Genomic DNA, 17,817 nt, shown 5'->3' on the forward strand with positions numbered 1-17,817 from the left:
GTGAGGTCGGCACCTATGAGGTTCGCCTCGGTGAGGTCGGCCCCTCCGAGATCCGCGTCGGTGAGGTCGGCACCTCCGAGATCCGCGTCGGTGAGGTTGGCACCCCAGAGGTTCGCGCCGGGGAGGTCGGCCTTTCTAAGGTTCGCGCCGGGGAGGTCAGCATTGGGGGGTTCCACGTCGGTGGGGTCGGCATCAAAGAGGTCCGCGTCGGTGAGGTCGGCATCAAAGAGGTCCGCGTCGGTGAGGTCGGCACCCCCGAGGTTCGCCTCGGTGAGGTCGGCACCCCTGAGGTTCGCGTCGGTGAGGTCGGCACCAAAGAGGTCCGCGCCTGGGTGAATATCCTCTGGGGTAACATCAGGGTCGTTGGGGATGTCGTACTGGGAATCGGGCATACGGACGTATCTGCCAGCATCGGTCTAATTCTACCGCCTACGCCAGCTTCGGTCGCTGCCGATGCCTGACAAGAGGCCCCCGTCACCAAACGGCGACCGCATTACTTGATCCCTCCGCGTACGTGGCGATTTCCGCACTCTCATACCCTAAACGACGTGTCGTCGACGTCCTCGCGAAGGCAGCGCGAGGGCGGGTCTTCTACCCGCGGGTAGCCGTCGCTGCCGAGGAGGGCGAGCCGGTGGTCCGCGCGACGGGTTACGTCGGTGGGTCGCCCGTGTCGACGGCGGTGGGTGCGGGCGGCGTGCCCCGCTGTCGCGGCGGCGCGGTGTCGGGAGCGGTGTCCAGCGCCGTTTCACCCCCGTACACCCGGACATTCCAACCATCATCGGGGTCGTGCTGGCAATCGCAGCCCTCATCCGAACCACCATTATGGTGATTCGGTTCGCTGCGTGGCTACGAGAGTAGCCAGCCAGTAACGGCCTATGGGGAGTGGTAGGACAACCTCCCTCCCCGCCTGAGAAAGTTGGAGGAGAATTCGGGGGAGAAGGTCGCAGCACACCACGCAGTTCGACTCTGTGCGGTGTGATTTTTTGAACTCAATAGACGGAAGAGATGAGATCTATTCGAGATGAATCTTCTTCCACATCTTGTGTACTGCTCCACAGTCCCAGCATTTGACACGGTACCTATCTCCCGCCTCCTGAACTGACTCCCATTCTAAACCTCCACAATTAGGACATTCAATTTCTGCCATGTGTCTTCATTTGTAGTGCGACCACATTATATCAAGACAGACTACTCGCTGTGAAGCTCTCGAAAAATGTCCTTTCAGTCTCTTCGGGGTCCTAAAGCGGTGTTATTCCAATAGAACCGACTTCGCAACAGTTGGCATGTGTTGTCCGACCAAAGCAAAGATCGCAGAAGTGGAAAACAGAATGCCTCCAGCCATCCCCAACAAGTATCCGACAGCGAGCACGACGTCCCAGTCTACCCCTGGAAGAGGCAGACCCACAGCAGGATTAGAGACGGCCAGAAGCATCAAAATGAATGCTGAAACTACCACATCTTTTGCTATCACACGAAGTGTATCAGCCAATCTTCTAAGTTGCCCACTGCTTTTTGCGAAGTGAGTCAGCTGTGGCTCAACGACAGTCCTTGTCTCGCTCGGAGAGAGGGTCCACATATCTGTTTGGCCAGCTCGTCTTTTTTCCACACGATTGTCCTGAAGGAGGTCATTCAGGCGATTTCCGGTCTGGGTTGACTGGATAGAGAGGCTATCAGCTATTTCTCCCGTCGTCAGATACTCCACACCATTGCTCTTCTGTAGTTCCTCTCGGATGATGTTTAGAATCTCTTCATCGGTGTCATTGGGCTCATTCGGACCATTTTGGACTTCCGTGACCAAGTATTCACGAACGTTGTTTCGCATGAGCTATCGAGATGCCGCCCCCACGACCCCAATCACAGCTATGACAGCAACTGCGAGGGCTGCGAGGATGTAGATTACGCCCCACAACTCAAAATTAGCGAGCACCCCTGAGTTGTCGAGGGCAGTCCCGCTGATTGCCCTCCCGAATAGTATGAAGATTATCCCCCCGAATATGAGGCCGAAGATCGCTTCAAGGAGACTCCCTTCACCGCTCATCGATCCCACCTCTGTTCAGCCTTACTCTGACAGCTGGTTTTGGAGTGACCAACCATGGATGTAACAACGTGCTAAGGGTTATTGAAAAGGCCAGAAAGTTTACTTAAAGGATCGCGGGTTTATTCACGAAAAGTCTGCGACTTTGTATTCAGCAATTCCATTCTTGAGGGGCCAGAACGCCGAAAATGGAAGAGAGAAAGGTGCTGATTACTCGTCTTTGTGTTTTCCTCCGATGGGGACTGTTCGCCATTCCTCGCGGGCCATGTACCCCCTCAACTCAAGCCGGTGGCTGCCAGGCACGATCTCGGCCAGTGCCTCGACGCTGAACCTGAATTGCTCAACCTAGGCATAACTTCTCGCAGCGGGAGAGAGGGAATTGAACTTTGGCAGAGGAATAGTTGGCCACAATTGCCGACGCAACCGACTGTATCTATCATAAAAGAGCTCTCCTAGACCGCGAAGGCGGTGTTGTCCGTGTGGAGGTTGTCGATGTTTTAATCAGCCTTAGTCGGAGAGCTGGATGTTTCATCAATTTCGATCTGGTACGACAGACCATTATCCAGCGTCGAGCTAACTGTAACTCGAACGTCCCGGCCACGGCGATGTTCCGCTTCCTCAATAACCTCTTTGAGGAAACGTTTCTTTCCAGCCCCTAAATCCTGGAATCCGAGGTAGAGGAAGATACCCACTTCCTTGAGATAAGAACTATCCTCCTTAGATAGAGTCTCAAAAACACGCTTCCGATCGCGATCTTCCCAACACCGAGATAGCACCTCAAAGTCTTTTATTGAGTTTACAACGCGTTTCCGTATCTGGTATCTCCGATTTCGGATTGTTTGGGCGTTGGGAGAATCCTGTTCATCATCACTCTGTTCGTCACTGTCTTGCCCGTTAGAACTGTCAATCAACAGTTCGCGATCTTTCTTTGTGAGGATGCCGCGTTCCCTATTCGGGTGTTCTTCTCGAAGTCGTGGTGGGCATACATCATCAGGGATCGTTCCTGGGTCAGTACTCCCCACTCTGTCGCCTTTCGGCTCGCGGGTTGGCATGTGTCCACACTACACACACCATACACTTAAAATCAGGTGGGCGTTAGAGCTGTAGGGGATGCTGTTTATTCTTGAGACGTATGTTATCGTCCGTTAGAGTTAAGTGTGTGTTACTCATACACATGGGTATAGATGACATGCGAGGCTGAACCCGATTGAGTTCGGGAGAAGTCGCCCCGGGGGAAGCCCCGGAGGGAATAAGCTCGTGTACCGTTCCCGATGACGTAGGGGTCATCGGCGAAACAGGAACCGTACCCAGCTGGCGGTTGAGGCCGTCAGTAGGGGTGACCGATCGGAATCGGCGCCTGTCTTGGAACGCCCTTCCGTTTCAGGCAGTGAACCTCCATTGTAGGAGGGTTGGAAGGTGCGTCTGGGCATATCACCCGGACGTGTTAAAACCTTCTCCGACCGGTGGTAGCCATACAACAATAGGTAACAAACAGTGTCAACACAGAGGTACAGGCAGACAGCTATCGAGTTCCTCGTGTTGACGAAACTGTTCGCAGTCGCCGTGGTGATTGGGAATATTCATCCGGCGCTACCGAGGTCGTTCATCAGCTGGAATACGCTGTTGACGATCATATTCAGTTTCGTCAGTACGGGGAGTTGGATGCTCGCAGGGGGGAAATCAGATCAGGAGACGAAATCCCAATAACCGAGCAAAGGCCGAGTTGAAGCCGTCAATTTCTCTTTATTTTTCAGTCGTAACGGACAGAACCCTAGCCATGTCTGACGCACCTTTACGTATCCGTATACGCATACGTAAGCGTATATGCCCGATCCAGCACTGAGAGCCGCTACTTTCCTCGACAAAGGTGGCGTCGGGAAGACCACAGCAACGGCGCATCTCGGCGTCGCTCTCGACCGACACGGGTACGATGTCCTGCTCCTCGATCTCGCCGGGAAGCAGGGCGACCTCGCCAAACACTTCGGTCTCTGGGGCGACATCCAAGCCGATGACGACCGCTGGCCGAACATCACCACGGTATTTCAGGACCAGTGGGAGACGATCTCCGAGAAGCTCCCTACGGCCGTCGAGGACCTCATCGTCCCGACCGGCGAAGGACCCGACCTCATCCCGGCGCACGAGAGCCTGGACGGCCTCGACGCAACGCTCGGGAATATCGACGAGGCCGCGGAGCGATACAGTCGGCTCGACGAGTTCCTTACCGGCTACGTGGAAGATGACTACGACGTCATCCTTGTAGACCTGCCTGGTTCGACGTCGAACATCGCGTACAACGGCCTCTGGGCGGCGAAGCACGTCGTCGCCCCCGTCCGCCCCGGGCCGTTCGAGGCGGGACAGGCCGCACAGCTGCGACGGGACTTGAAGACGATCCGGGAGGAGCAAGATGTCAATATCGAGCTAGTGATGGTGCTGCTGAACGAGGTTGATGAGCGCACCAAGGCGGGGAAGGCGTACCTCGAAGAGTTCGAGGACGAGTACCCGGAGGCACTCGCTCCTGCGCAGATCCCCAGCTCTCAAGACGTACAGAACGCACAAATGAACGGCGGGACGCTCTTCGCGCTGGAGCGTCCGTCGAAGACAGCCCAGCGAGCCATCGAAGCATATGAGACCGATGCGGAGGCTCTCGTGGAGCGGCTGGGAGGTGGCCGATGACGGACGACGACGAGGAACTAGAGCAGTTACGAGAGGACACGGAGCTCGGGACACGTGCCGAGTATTCCACGCCAGGTGAGGAAACCACCAACCTGGAGGACACGATGGTCGCGCTGCTCGCCGATGTCGAGGCGGGCGAAGTCTCGAAGACACTCTCGGTTCGGGATGAGCGTCTTACGGCGCTCGTGCGGGGGCTAGAGGAGACAGGTGGTCTCGACGACGTTGGAGAGGCTCTCCGCGAAGAACTTGGGCGTGAAGCCGATGCTGACGGGACTGACAGGAGCGAGATGCTACGGCTAGCCGTCCGTCTCGGTCTTCAGAAGGCTGCGCCGGAAGTCCTCGACACGGCCCGGGATGCCTCCGCCAGACACGCCAGCGAGCAGTTCTAAGCTACATATACGTATACGTATACGGATACGCTTACGAAAATAGACGCCTAGCCGTCCTTCAATTTCGGAGAACGAGAGCGATAGGCCGCGTAGTTTCTATCGCGGAATGTGATTTATGAACAGACGAAATGAGGTGTCTCCCGGAAACACTCCACTATGGAAGTGTATCTTCGCGGTCTGACCCCCTGATTCAGGACGACAAGAACGGCATCTCTTGGGTGTGAGCGTCGTGGATGCTGGTTTTCGGTGGTGGCTGGTCAGAGTCCGGGAGAACTATCTAGAGCGATGGCCCCATCACCCCTACCATCCTGCGGTTTCAGTCTTAACCAACAGCCGGCAGTTTTACCACCGGTCGTTGGTTAAGACTGAGCAGAGCGGCTTTCCCGGATCACACGGATCGGTGTGTATGGGCGATATCTTCCGCGTCAACTGCCCGGGCTGTGGAGAGGAGAAGGGCCCGATCACGACGCATCCCGGCACCGTTGGCATCCACTGTTCGTGCGGGGTCACCGCAACCGTCGACATCGGCACACAAAAAATAGACGAATGGTGGGAGCGGGAAGACTGACCTACCCGAGGTCGACACTACGTTTATCCTTCACACCGGGTAGAACGTGGTATGAGCCGTGAACCCCCCGACGCCGACATGATCTCAGACGAGGAGCTCACCGAACTGCTCGCCGATGCTGAGGGGACAACGCCCGAGGAGATCGAGCGCGGCGCTGCCGAACTCAATATCGCGCCGCCTGAAGAGGCGACCGTCGTCAACGACGAGTAAACTACGGTTTTGACGTGGTTTTAGTGCCGCCGAGCAGCAGATACGAGTGATCTACTGACTAACGGTCTGTTCTCGCACAACTACAAAATGGTATAATAGCTTTACACAGATCTGAGCAGTCTGTTTTGTCGTCCTAATCGTTCCTCATTTGTTCGGCTCGATTGCGGAGTGATTGGATGTACTCCCGGACACGATCTTCGGGGAGATCAAACTGTGCGGACACCCACTGCATCGACATGGTGGGCTGGGCCGCGTAGTAGGCCATGAGCACGTCTTCACGGGAGCGAGCGACCGCCGGTGGTGCACCCCGTTCTCCCGTCTTTTCTTCGCGAAAGCCGCCTGTGACCGTCTGCACGTCGGCGTAGAGCCGAGCCTTGTCCGGGTTCTCGAAGGTCTTGATGCGACCCATCGGTCCCTCGTAGTGGTATTTGTTGTAATCGCCGTCGCGACCTTCTTCAACGATTCGGCAGCTGTGGGCGTACTCCTCAATTACTGATTCGCTCATTTCACCCNGGTATTTGTTGTAATCGCCGTCGCGACCTTCTTCAACGATTCGGCAGCTGTGGGCGTACTCCTCAATTACTGATTCGCTCATTTCACCCACCTCTTCCCGATGGCAGGGATCGGATCGTTGTCAGGCATCGATACCAGCCTCGCGTTATCGCAAATACCGCTTACAGATGGTCTTGTTGGCTCCTGTCGGAAACACCACCGGAACCGCCACAGCGGACGACTCACCGCCATATTTGGGCACTTTCTCGTCATCTGCTGGGGGCCGCCAGTGGATCTCGGCGGGGGACAGTCTGGTCGTAGATTCCGAATTTGTAGATGTTGTCGAGATACGGCTGTTCGATGTTGATTTTGTAGTTCCGCCAGTCGGAGTGGCTGTAGGTGTTCTCGCGAGCCGTTGACTCTCTCCGCTCAGAACCGACCGTCGCTGACTTGTCAACGTCGCCCCGTATGTACGCGATGACACCAGCCGGCATCCACCCCCGATACACGCCGTGATTGTGCTTATGATTGTCCGTGAAGTAATGCCGGAAGTAGTGCATGAAGACGTTCTCCTCGGTCGGGGCTCCCTGTTCGTACCAGCCGTACTCGGCTAGCACTCCATCAGCCGAACCCTTTTCCCCAAATTGACCTCGCACAGAGCCGTACGTGAGCCGGTCTAGAGTTCCCTCACTACTCGGCTTGGTGAATAGGGGGATTGCTATGTCCCGGTGGTCGTGTTCGAGGGGTGGATTCCGAGTCAGCAGATACTCGAGGAGCGCTGTCTTGAGTTCGTCGTCGATCGGGATGACAGAACCCTGTTCGTCCTTTCGTTTGTTTCCGTGTTTCCGAATCTCCTCTCGGATTTCGGTTCCCTCGTTGAATTTCGTGTAAACGAACATCGTGTCCGGCTTGTCGCGCACTTCAGAGATGAGGTTGATATCGTACTGGTCCAAGAAACGCTGGTACAGCGGGTGGGTGTTGCCCGCTCCGTCCCCGAGATGGACACACCGCAAGTCGATGTTGACGAGTTCGCCGATGCGGACACCAGTCTTCAGTAGCGTCAAGATGATCGCCCGCTCGAAGGGGGTGTCCAGCCATTCCAGAAACTCGCGCATCTCATCCATCTCCTTCCGAGGGCGGTCTGGTGGCGTCAAATCGAATTCATCTTCGGGGAACGACCGGAGGGCCTGTTGGGCGGGGTTGTTGCTCACCACTCCCTTCTCCTCTTTGAGGAAATTGTAGAAATCGACGAGCACGCTGAGGATATTATGTCTTGACACATCCGAGAGGTCAAGTTCGAGCAAGCCGTCGACATCCGGGTGGGTCCTGGTCAGATAGCGGTCAGAGTGCTTCAGATGGTCGTTGAACTCGACTACGTGCCCATCGTCGACCATGCAGACGTGTACCCGATCAAGCCAGTAGACAAACGCTTCAAACTCACGCAATACCGATTCCTGGTCCTGAACCATTCGTTCCTGTCGTCCCCGGACGAGTTTGTTGCTGATGAACTCCGAGATGGCGTTGGACTTGACTTCAACCTCGTCGACGGAGTTGGTGGTGTCAGCTTCTCGAATCTCCTCTTCGGTGAACTGGTCACTGATTGAAGACATTATCTCCCCCGAATGTACCCCTTGCCCGTGACGTATTTGACCTCTCCCGAGTCGCGCAACTCGTCGAGGACATCGGCCACAACCTCCTCCGAGACAGTCTTTTGCAGTTCGTCGATTGGGACCGCATCATCCTCGGCGGTGGGGAGATTGCGCTTGATTTGCTGCACGAAGCGGTCCTGACCAGCGGTAGAGGCGGGCTCTGTGGGTTCGCTGGCCTGCTGTGTCTCCCCCTCCTCGTCAAGCCTCTTCTGCATCTCAAGCACGTCGAAGTCCCCACCAGCATCCCACAGCCTCCACCCTGCCCTAAATCGTGTCAGGACAAATGCTGATTTAGTCATCCCTGCTTCGTCTGCTCGTTTTTTGATGAGTTCTTTCTCTTTGTCGGAGAATCCGTACACACCGAGTTTAGCCATGGATAGAATCAGTTAGGAGTGGTTGGTATAAAAAAACATTGGATAAACCACTTCAAAAACCAGTTGACTATCGATAAATTATATAATATATATTATCACCACACTGTCTTGTGGTTGAGACTATATGGAAAAACCACTTCATGAACAGTGAAGTGGTATTAGCATAGTTGATATTAGTTGAGAGTAGGATATAGTAGTATTTTCAACCATCTTAATCGGCGATATATCCTAGATTAGTTATTTATTAGGCGAGCCTCAATAGGCTGGCAATGGCTGATGAAAAAGCACAGTCGAAGCGGGGGAGTTTGGCCGTCAACAACAACGGTCGAGTGACGATTCCCGCCCGGCTCCGTGATTACTTCAACCTCCCCGATACCGACGAAAATGAGGTTTATATTGTTGCTGATATCAAGGGCCTCGATCCGGTGAAGCATCCAGATCACGAGATGAAGGCTGACGAAGGAGGTGACACTCTGTAGTTGCGACTGGGTGTGGTAGTGAGCCAGGGGCGAAGGAACGCCCCTAGAACTCGCGGACTATCCGATTGGCCCCCGGAATGTCCGTACTGGTTCTACTACCGCTGGAGACTTAGAGTCAGTCGATCACGTCGGGTTTGAGTGAAAGTGTCTGCTTGGGAAGAGTGTGGAACCTAGCGGGGCCTCGCCGCGGGGGGCGCCGCCTCTGGAACTAGTCGTTCACGGAGTTCTGCGAAATGACGCTTCGCGCAGCTTGGACAGCACTTGGTGTGCGTAAGTCTGTTCCAGCGAACCAGTCACTCGACGACCGGTTCTTCCAGTAGCTGTCCACCGGTCCGGACAGCGGTCGTGAGTGGCGACGCTGTCGCGTCGGCGGCAGTCCGCCGCCGACAGAGACGATCTATCCCAAAGATCACTCTCACCAGCGCTTCGAAGACACTTCACGACCAGTTCGATCTGATTCACCGGCATCAGACGAGATTACGCGGCTGTCGATATAATCGACTGAGAGTTTCTCGCTCAAAATCAACCAGCCGACATATGTGATTCTACGTTTAGGAAGTCAGATCAATAATATCAGCTGTCTCAAATCGCTCCTGGGAGACACCCAGTTGGCGGAGTAGCACACGCCAGGAGATGTCTCGTGCCCGCTGTTCACCCATTGAGTCGTGATTTCGAAACGTCCACTCGTCGATCACATCATCAACTGTACCGGCTGTTGTGACCAATTTGCCTACTTCGCGCTCAATGGAGTCTTCAACTGTGTAGACGACAAAAAAGTAGAGATAGCTTGCTGTATCAGACCAGTTTTCAGCCATATATGACAAAACGCCATGGTGATGCGCCCAGATTCGGAACCGTCCGTACCCACCAGAGGGGTATCGATAAATACAGCTCTTACACTCGACACGTCCGTAGACACCGTCTGTCGGCGTGACGAACGTATCGTAGTGACTCTGATCAGACCAGGAATGAAATGAACACCCTTCGCTGAGGACAGCACCCGCCAGCCGTTCAGCATTATAGCCGCGACTCGACGCGGTTTCGCCACCTCGTCCGGTTGCCTGGTTTGCCTCAAAATCTTCTCTGACGTCTTCGAGTTTGATCGATGGATGCTGTACGAACGGAGAGTCATTACTCATGTAAGCCGTCCTCCCAGAGCGGTGTACCCTCAGCAAGTTCTGCGAACCAGTGTCCGGATGTACACGCTGGACACATGGGTGGGTTTGCTGGATTGCCGTCCCACTCCAGTTCGTTCCAATCCCAAGCGTACTCTTCTCCACAGAGTGCACACGTCCACGGGTAGACATCTGTCTCGGCCTCTGCTGCGAGATCTGGATACTGATATGCGAGCGTCGGTGTCAGTGCGTCAGCCCCACCTTCAGCTTCGAGTGCTTCGACGACGGCGTGGCGTGGATAAGATGTTAAGGGAAGAACCCCCGTCGCCGGCGTATCCGCGAACGGGTCGTCATCGCGACCGCAGCGCTGACGGTACGAGCAGTACTCACATCCCCACTGTTGTTCAGGATCTGCTGGCGGCAGTTCATCACTGAGTCGGTAGGTTGTCTGGTCTGCTGCCCAGTCAATGACTGTCTCCGTCCAGAACTCGGAGTCAAACTCAACGCAGACCGGGAGAAGGTCGTGCTGGGTGCGGTCGACGTAGATAACCAACCCCATATCGAGTGAATGTGAGACCGTCTGATCGAGGCCGTGGAGATAAGCATGGAGTTGTGCCTTGTGGCGGCGATCCGGGGTGGGATCTGCCTGGTCAAACTGGGTCAGCGAGCGTTTGGTTTTGATTTCGGTCGGTAACAGCGGGTCGCCTGCTTCAGTACAAATGACGGGGTCAGTCGAGCCCCTAATGTGGAGAGCGCCTTGGTCGGTCGCCATCTCATACTCGACCCACATGGAATTCTGGACGTACGCATCGGCAGCTGTGTCAAGCGCCACATCCTCAAGAAACGGCATGATAAGATCTTCTTCGATACGACTGCCAGCCCAGAAAATTCCCGCAGGCGGCTCATCCTCAACGGGCGTGTTCTTCGCTTTGTAGTAGGTTTTCCGCTGACACTGAAGCAGTTGATGTGGGGAATGCCGCTCCGGGTCACGGAGTGTGTCTGGCGCGTGTCGCCACGGTTGGCCGTCGCGGAGATTCTGCCTGATTTGACGTTCTCGATACCAGTCGGTAAAGGCATCTTTCGTNGTGTCTGGCGCGTGTCGCCACGGTTGGCCGTCGCGGAGATTCTGCCTGATTTGACGTTCTCGATACCAGTCGGTAAAGGCATCTTTCGTGATGGCTTCACTGAGCATCCGGATCCGATCATGGAACTGTGGCGTACTCGCAGTCATTACCTCACCCTTGAGTCTGTGTCATCTACCTACAGTCCTGACACAGAGACGATTCCAGTTCAACCACAATTGTACCACCCAGCGAATCGCTGGGGTTGCTGAGCCTCTCATTACCCACAATCTATGTTCCACTACAATAAATTTGACTACGATACCGTAGTACAAATACAACGATATCGTAATTCTATTTTGACACTTCGAAGGATGTAAACCCTAGATTTGTGACTTCGTAATGATGAGGAAACCCGGCAGTTGGATGCAAAATCCGACTGATGAGCGGATTTTAGAGGTCCTCGATACCGGGTTAAGACTTGGCCCTACAGCGATTGCTAAAAATATTGATAAGCATCGTGTTACGGTCAGTGACCGACTTCAAGAGCTTCAGAAATATGGCTTCGTAGAGTGCCCCGAAGATGGCTATTACGAAATTACTGATGTTGGGGAGCAGTATCTTGAAGGAAAAGTTGATGCCAGTAAGCTAGAGGAAAATTAAGTATAAAATTACTATTTTTCGACATCTCTGTCGAACCGGTGTAGACAGAATGGGCTCTGGTGAAACCCTCAACCTGCGATATTTGTCGGCCTTCTGCTAAGTACAGAGCGCGTATTGTGATGAGTTGTTTTACCATGATAAGTGTCATCAATCTCGCGCTGGTATGGGAGCTATGGAGCAGCCCGAGCCCGCCGAGGGGTGGCCAGACAGGCCCCTTTCGGAGGCAGAAACGAAAGCCCGCTTCACCGAAGAAGAGAACGTTGTCGCTGTCTGGGTGATGGACCATACGACGGACATCCAGTCGGTAGCCGCTCCACCTAGTGCGCCCGGCGACGCGGTTGTTGATATCGTTGTGGAGACGAATACCGGATACAATATGTACAGTTTCACCCGTGGGCAGTGGATGAATTACGGAACCCAGCGAAAAGACGATGAAGAGAGCCCCTCGATGGCAGGAACACTCGAAAGCTACCGGGTCCTCACAGGGGAACCAGAATCGTTCTGAGCGAACGCACCGGGACGACTCTCTGTAGTTGCTGGCTCGATGAATCTGCCCCCTGTATCTCGCACGACGCTCCTGACAAGTAGCAAAAAAGTTTGTATCTTGACCAGTACGTGATCCCCTGTACTGACCGATATTGATCCGGGGATGTGAGCTGTTCTATGACATCGCGCGAGATGGTTACTCACGACCTGCGGTCACGCTGCTGTCCCGGACAGTACTTTCGCCCCGCTCGCCCGAAGTATAAGTCACAGAGTCTGTAATATCGGGCTGAGGGAGCAAAGCTGGGTCGGTCTCACCGACCGAACCAGCTCTAAAATAGTGTCACACGCTCCCTCTCCCCCTGAAAAGAGCTGCCGATCTCGTGAGAATGACCCCCGATAATCCAGAGACGGTCCGTGGCCCCTGCTCATTCTGTGGCGATACAGTTACCGACCGACACGCGATCATCGAGTATGAAACAGATAGCGGTAGACCGGGCGTGTGGGCCGAATGCCCCGGCTGTGGCGAGATCGTTGACCCCACCCATGCTTAGTAAACAGTTCATCCAGCAGATCGTCAGGCTCGAGCCGTCATCGACAACGCACCACGAGTGCCGTTACTGTGGGTACAGCGTGGGGAAGGACGTCGATGAATGTCCACAGTGTGGCTCTGCCGAGATTGCGGCCTACGATCTTGAGTAATTGCTGAGGTGCTCACGGTTGGGAGAGGGGTTCAATACCTTATGTAGCACCCGAACGCTAACATGGCACCAATTGTTACATAAGGTATGGAGCAGCCGTCACCACCCACCTCGCTCCCGAAGTATCTCGCTGAGGGGCTCCCCAAACAGGATACGGAGACACTCCAAGAGGTACAGAACTACGTCGAGGCGCTCATCGAGTATCGCGACCAGTCGGTTGACACCGACGAGCTTCCCGAGACTGCCGAGCCCGTCGACGAGCCTGATGGCGCAGGAAGCGGGACCGTCGTCAAAGAGAAAGTCACCTGTGGCGACGATAGCTGTAAGTGCGCTAGCGGAGATCCCGCGGATATGCACGGCCCGTATCTCTATCGTTACTATCGTGAAAACGGGACGATGAAATCGGAGTACATCGGGAAGCCAGGAGGCGAGTAGGGTGGATCAGGATAGTCGTGGTTCCAACGATCCCAGTCAAATAGACAGTTGCTACTAAAACGACGTTACAGCGCCCGTGAGTCGCGTTCGACGATACTAGCAAACGCGACGTTCTCTTTGACTTGCTCGATCTCGACCGACGGCTCATCACCTGGTTGTCCGCCGGGGACGATCACGACGTAGCCGCGTTCAACCTTCGCAATGCCGTCACCTTGATCACCAGTTGTCTCGATCGTCACGTCCCGGACTTCACCTTCGTCTACGGGAGGACCGTCCGACGTCGGAGTTGGTTCTTGCGCAGCCGATTGGGGTTGCTCTTCCTGAGTCTTCTTGCTTGTCGAGGATTCTGATTTCAAGATCGCGACGCGATACGTTTCGTCGGCAGCAAGCGCGCCGTGTTCGATTTCACTCGCGGGGACATCCACAATATATGAGCCGTCACGTTCTTCGATTTGAGCACTAAACATAGTGCGAAGCGAATCAGAAATTTCGACCATCAGGTATCACGAATTGTAGCTAGTCAACGTATCTAAATCTCGCGTTTCGCGCTACTCTGAGGTGGTAATCTAGTGTATTCTGAAGAGACCACGCAGATCCCAAACAGAAACTCCTCGAAAGGTTAGCAGGCCAGATCGGTCAATACAGAGTGACTATTTAGAAACGAACGGCCCTGTCGAACTATTCACCACTCTTTTCGATCAGATTTTTGATTCGAGCGGGGATCTCCGCCTTACAATTCGGACAGCTGTAGCTGAGAGAATCGGCAAGAACGTGGATGAGCCAATCGTCGTTAATGCGGCTTTCGTAGCCGCACTGAGGGCAATAGAGCATCGACCTGTCGGAGGGCAGTTGCTTCGTAGCGGAAGTGGAGGACGCCATTTCCCCTCCTTCGGTCTGGCCAGGGATAACCGTTCGCATTACGACCCAAATGCGGAACGCGAGTCACCCGTGCCAATCGATCCCCAGTTCGGTCGATAAGCAAGCGCGTTCTATCGGCTGATTCGGCTGTAAATTCACGAAATAAATGTCGTGGAAACTCTTCTATGACACCCTAGGAACAGCATGAGTGGCCCAACAATCTCGTCAAGAAATATGATGGCGAGAACAGTATACCAAGCCCCCACAAATCACCGGTGACAGACGCCTTAATTCCTCTAGAACTCATCCTACAAGCTCCCCAGTAGTTGCTTCTTGGAGGCTCAGCTGACGCGGGCGCCTCCCCATTATCTCAGTCTCGCGTTCAACAAGGGCACCACCAGCGACAGCAGCGTCCTCTCGATAACACGCTCTCGCAGTCACTGCCCACAGCGCTGGCAGCACCTCATCGAGTAACGGCCATGGCTCTGTGAGTTCCAGTAAGACATCGCCAGCGAACCCGACTTCTTCTGGTGAGACTGGTCCATCTGGCCCGTGATGACTCCGAGCTGTCCGTAACGCTCCGGCCGCAGCGTGGACGTCATTGCTGACGGTCGGATCGCTCACCCATTGCGGGTAGATATCCTGGTACCGTTCAGGAAGTTCTCCGTCGTCCCGGTCCGTTTCCGCAAACGACAGCTGGAGCCGGTAGCCAGCATCTGTCATCGCGACGATTCCAGCATCGACGAGGTCAGGGAGGTGGTCACGAAGCGAGCGAGCCGACACGCCGGCTCTCTCGGCGAGTGCTGACTGCGTCAGGAATTCTTCAGCGTCGGCGAGTGCCACGAGGGCCTTTCGCGGCGTCGACGACGCATTCCGGAGTACCTGCTCTGGGGACAGTGCTGCGATGATACGCCGGAGCTCTACAGACCGGATATGTCGCGTCTCGGCTTCCGGCTCCAAGGCACGAGCGACGCCGTTCGCGATAGCGAGCGGTGACCGACACAGCCCGTGGAGCACCGATACCGCCTCTGGAGTTGTGAGGAGGTTCTTTTCTTCAAGTGCTGTGTCAAGAAGGTCGCGGTACTGGGCTCGACTCGTCGACGTCTGGACGGGGACGCGGACACCGATCTCGGGGGCATCATCCCGGATGTCCCTCGGCGAGACGTTGGATCGAAGCTTCTCAGCGAACACTTCCTGGCGGTCGCCGTAATCAGCAAACAGACACCACGAGCCGATGAGCTCACCGAACGGCTCTGCGGCGTTGACATCGACATCTAGTGACCACCGGAGGACCTCGTCACGATCCTCAAACAGTTGCCGAAACACCGACGCCATCCCGTATTTCGACGCAATCGCCGAGTTGATTCCAACGAACTTCGCGATAGCTGAGAGCTTCTCGTCGGCAAAATCGCTCTTGAACCGGGGCATCCGACCGATTCGGAGGATGTCCACACCGGCGAAGTCCAGTAACCGAGTCATTACGCCAATTACGCCGAGCGATTCAGTGAGAATCTTCGTCCGAAACGCCGTTCGAGAGTTGTACTCGCGGTACTCGCCGTGAGTCATGTCCCGCGTCATCTCGCAAATCTCCTCGAGAACAGCTTGTATGCGGTCGCCAAACTCATCGACATCGTTGACGAGTTCGTCTTCTTCAGCAATCCACCCGAGACACGCACTGTTCTGTAGGATATTGGGTGTCTCTTGGAGCAGTCGGCGGAAATCACCATTCTTGTCGAGTCGCTCGTCAGTTAGCAGATTGTCCCAGACAAACTCGTCACCCAACGACCGAGCAGTACAGACTGCCCACTGCATCGGATTGTCGACTTCGGCGGCCACGGCGAGCCGATCATTGTCCCAGTCCATGTAGCGGCGGGGAGCTGCTCGATCCTCCCACTCAGAGACCGCCGCATCGACGGTTGCGACGCCATTCTCGGGGGTCGCCGCGACGGCGGCCTGATACGTAGAGCGAGAAAGCGGCTGAATGGTGTGGAGTGCTGGGAGGCGGTCGCGGCTCCAGCCGGTCCCCCCCTCACGTGTGTGCGCGGGTCTAGACTCCATATTGTCGGCAGATTTTCCGGTCCGACTCACAAAATTCTGAAGGGGTTTTTGTCGCGTTCCAGATCGTCCGATTTCTTCGAGGAAACGCACGCCAGCCGGGCGAATTGCGACTTTGCTCCCGTCGCTGGTTGCGATACGATCCGTCACGAGTTCGTGTTCGCGAAGCTGGCGTAGGTGGTACGCGACGTTGTTCCGGGACTGGTCGGGGTCATCGTACGGAGCAGCCTCATAGAGCGCCTCGTAGCCGGCTGTCTGGCCGGCTTCCGCGCCGATACGCTCGAGGGTTGCGACAACCTCACCGTCCGTCTCAAGCGCCTCACACGCAGCCGCAACGTGGTCGTCGACAGTTCCATGAGCGCGCTGGCCTGTATCGCATTGTGAACTCACATCGAACGCTGCCACGTCCGGGACGTTCCCATCCAGCTCGTCGACATCAATCTCTGGATCGTAACTCCAAGCGAAGCGCCGCATCCAGATAGACGACTCAAACACAATCCGGACGTCCACACCGTGGCCAAGCCAACTGAGCAGCTGGACCATCTGCCGGCGTTGGTCAGCGTGGCCGATCTCCCGGAAAGACTCATCGATCCGCACGGTGAGCGTCGGCGTATGGTCTGCGGCTGCGAGCAACGGCTTCACAACGCGGCGAACATCCGCAAGCTCACCAGGGAACCCGATGCCAAGCGGGCCAAACTCTGAACTCCCAAAGCTCTCGAGCAGTTCGAGCGCCTGCTGATGCTGCTCGGACTCGACGTCTTTACACAAGCTCAACAGCGTCGACGCAACGATCGACCCGTTGAGGCTCTCTGCGTCTGGAAGCGCCTCTCGGTCGACTGTCCCGAGCTGATCGTCGATAATCGATTCAAGCGTCTGCCAGGCGGCCCCATCTGCGACACCACCGACGAGTTCGCGCACGGCGAGCGCAATATCGGCTTCGAGGACCCCAACAAGACGCCGCCAGAGTTCACCCGGTCGGCTCTCTTTGTCGAGGCGTACTGTCCCAGACGACACGGCCGGGTACTGCTGAACCACCCAGAGACCCGCGTCCTCATCACAGCGGAGATCTCCAAGCTGACGAGAGCTCTGATCGGTTTTCTCGGGTGACTCTCGTTCCGCTGTGTCGAGGTGCTGGTCGTCTGCGAAGGCACCTGTAAGCACCTGTACGCCGAGTGGTTGGCCGACAAGGTCGTGGTCCCATTCCTCTTCAAGATCGGCGTAGTGGCCAACCTCGTCGAACTCAGCGCCGGCGTTACGAGTGTTCGCGAGAAGCGCCGCCCGTTGCTCAACAGCATTCTCCCACGTGTCCGCTCTTGCTCGACGTCGCAACTGGCCATCTGAATGCTGACTCCCACACCGGGGGCACTCACGAGTGCTAGCAGCACCACTACTGACGGCATCCTCGATGACCCAGTGTTGGCTACAGTTGGAACAGCCAACGACAGCGAAGCGACTCACGCCGCTGGCACACCTCCATGAGCCGGGTGGTCCTGCATAGTGCGCTCTCCGCGCACGTGCTCGACGCTACGGCCGAAATCGGATAATCGGCCGTTTCAGAGACAGCAGAGAGGGTTATC

The 17,817-nt window shown here is 55.7% G+C and carries 19 protein-coding genes and 1 pseudogene; 10 read left to right on the top strand and 10 right to left on the bottom strand.

The genetic code is table 11. The features are described 5' to 3' along the window. The 4 genes from C466_RS15445 to C466_RS16685 all read right to left on the bottom strand — a co-directional run. Positions 1-392: pentapeptide repeat-containing protein (locus tag C466_RS15445; protein WP_004599877.1), on the bottom strand; the 392-nt coding region annotated here is incomplete at its 3' end. A gap of 857 nt (positions 393-1,249) precedes the next feature. Then, the gene (locus C466_RS16680; RefSeq protein ID WP_152420195.1) at positions 1,250-1,822 is read right to left on the bottom strand and encodes a hypothetical protein; all 573 of its coding nucleotides are present in this window, start codon (positions 1,820-1,822) and stop codon (positions 1,250-1,252) included. 3 nt (positions 1,823-1,825) lie between these two features. Next, positions 1,826-2,038: a hypothetical protein gene (locus C466_RS15450; protein ID WP_004595407.1), complete on the bottom strand. Its 213-nt coding sequence runs from the start codon at positions 2,036-2,038 to the stop codon at positions 1,826-1,828. Positions 2,039-2,532: 494 nt separating this feature from the next. Next, the gene (locus tag C466_RS16685) at positions 2,533-3,087 is read right to left on the bottom strand and encodes a hypothetical protein (RefSeq protein ID WP_152418537.1); all 555 of its coding nucleotides are present in this window, start codon (positions 3,085-3,087) and stop codon (positions 2,533-2,535) included. Positions 3,088-3,859: 772 nt separating this feature from the next. Here C466_RS16685 and C466_RS15455 point away from each other — a divergent pair. The 4 genes from C466_RS15455 to C466_RS17085 all read left to right on the top strand — a co-directional run bounded on the left by C466_RS15455 (position 3,860) and on the right by C466_RS17085 (position 5,875). Next, entirely contained in the window at positions 3,860-4,708 is an 849-nt protein-coding gene (locus C466_RS15455) for a ParA family protein (RefSeq protein WP_004595408.1), read from the top strand. Further along, positions 4,705-5,097, top strand: a complete 393-nt coding sequence (locus C466_RS15460) for a hypothetical protein (protein WP_004595409.1) — start codon at positions 4,705-4,707, stop codon at positions 5,095-5,097. The genes C466_RS15455 and C466_RS15460 overlap by 4 nt, the downstream gene beginning before the upstream one ends. Positions 5,098-5,503: 406 nt before the next feature. Then, on the top strand, positions 5,504-5,665 hold the full coding sequence (locus C466_RS16825) for a hypothetical protein (protein ID WP_160163034.1): 162 nt from the start codon (positions 5,504-5,506) through the stop codon (positions 5,663-5,665). A 51-nt stretch (positions 5,666-5,716) separates the two neighbouring features. Then, positions 5,717-5,875, top strand: coding sequence for a hypothetical protein (locus C466_RS17085; RefSeq protein ID WP_160163035.1), 159 nt, complete (start codon positions 5,717-5,719; stop codon positions 5,873-5,875). Positions 5,876-6,636: 761 nt separating this feature from the next. Here the strand turns inward: C466_RS17085 and C466_RS15470 are convergent. Together C466_RS15470 and C466_RS17405 are read right to left on the bottom strand one after the other, a co-directional pair. Then, positions 6,637-7,977, bottom strand: coding sequence for a tyrosine-type recombinase/integrase (locus C466_RS15470; protein WP_004599879.1), 1,341 nt, complete (start codon positions 7,975-7,977; stop codon positions 6,637-6,639). Then, positions 7,977-8,390, bottom strand: coding sequence for a hypothetical protein (locus C466_RS17405; protein ID WP_239641237.1), 414 nt, complete (start codon positions 8,388-8,390; stop codon positions 7,977-7,979). Before C466_RS17405 ends, C466_RS15470 begins: the two co-directional genes overlap by 1 nt. Before the next feature lie 269 nt (positions 8,391-8,659). Between C466_RS17405 and C466_RS15480 the strand changes: the two genes are divergently transcribed. Further along, positions 8,660-8,869: a division/cell wall cluster transcriptional repressor MraZ gene (locus C466_RS15480; RefSeq protein ID WP_049911508.1), complete on the top strand. Its 210-nt coding sequence runs from the start codon at positions 8,660-8,662 to the stop codon at positions 8,867-8,869. Positions 8,870-9,039: 170 nt separating this feature from the next. Then, a pseudogene (locus C466_RS16690) lies at positions 9,040-9,189 on the top strand (ISH3 family transposase); the annotation flags it as partial. A gap of 231 nt (positions 9,190-9,420) precedes the next feature. On the opposite strand, the gene C466_RS16695 reads toward C466_RS16690, so the two are convergent. Next, positions 9,421-10,008: a hypothetical protein gene (locus C466_RS16695; protein ID WP_152418538.1), complete on the bottom strand. Its 588-nt coding sequence runs from the start codon at positions 10,006-10,008 to the stop codon at positions 9,421-9,423. Further along, the gene (locus C466_RS16260) at positions 10,001-10,834 is read right to left on the bottom strand and encodes a CRISPR-associated protein Cas4 (protein ID WP_239641238.1); all 834 of its coding nucleotides are present in this window, start codon (positions 10,832-10,834) and stop codon (positions 10,001-10,003) included. Before C466_RS16260 ends, C466_RS16695 begins: the two co-directional genes overlap by 8 nt. 616 nt (positions 10,835-11,450) lie before the next feature. Here C466_RS16260 and C466_RS16265 point away from each other — a divergent pair. The 4 genes from C466_RS16265 (at position 11,451) to C466_RS16270 (ending at position 13,327) form a co-directional block, all read left to right on the top strand. Further along, a complete protein-coding gene (locus C466_RS16265) occupies positions 11,451-11,708 on the top strand; it encodes an IclR family transcriptional regulator (RefSeq protein ID WP_004599882.1) in 258 nt (85 codons plus the stop codon). A 172-nt stretch (positions 11,709-11,880) separates the two neighbouring features. Further along, positions 11,881-12,213: a hypothetical protein gene (locus C466_RS15485; RefSeq protein ID WP_004599883.1), complete on the top strand. Its 333-nt coding sequence runs from the start codon at positions 11,881-11,883 to the stop codon at positions 12,211-12,213. A 367-nt stretch (positions 12,214-12,580) separates the two neighbouring features. After that, the gene (locus C466_RS17685; protein ID WP_455429030.1) at positions 12,581-12,745 is read left to right on the top strand and encodes a DUF7837 family putative zinc-binding protein; all 165 of its coding nucleotides are present in this window, start codon (positions 12,581-12,583) and stop codon (positions 12,743-12,745) included. Positions 12,746-12,979: 234 nt separating this feature from the next. Continuing rightward, on the top strand, positions 12,980-13,327 hold the full coding sequence (locus C466_RS16270; protein ID WP_080505931.1) for a DUF6788 family protein: 348 nt from the start codon (positions 12,980-12,982) through the stop codon (positions 13,325-13,327). Positions 13,328-13,392: 65 nt separating this feature from the next. Here the strand turns inward: C466_RS16270 and C466_RS16275 are convergent, their stop codons facing one another. Together C466_RS16275 and C466_RS15495 are read right to left on the bottom strand one after the other, a co-directional pair. Further along, complete coding sequence (locus C466_RS16275) at positions 13,393-13,824, bottom strand: TRAM domain-containing protein (protein WP_004599884.1); 432 nt, start codon at positions 13,822-13,824, stop codon at positions 13,393-13,395. A gap of 664 nt (positions 13,825-14,488) precedes the next feature. Then, positions 14,489-17,698 (bottom strand): DUF5817 domain-containing protein, encoded by a 3,210-nt coding sequence (locus C466_RS15495; protein ID WP_394295027.1) that lies wholly within the window; start codon positions 17,696-17,698, stop codon positions 14,489-14,491. Positions 17,699-17,817: the final 119 nt, after the last annotated feature.

The organism is Halorubrum distributum JCM 10118, from assembly GCF_000337335.1.
GTDB lineage: Archaea > Halobacteriota > Halobacteria > Halobacteriales > Haloferacaceae > Halorubrum > Halorubrum distributum.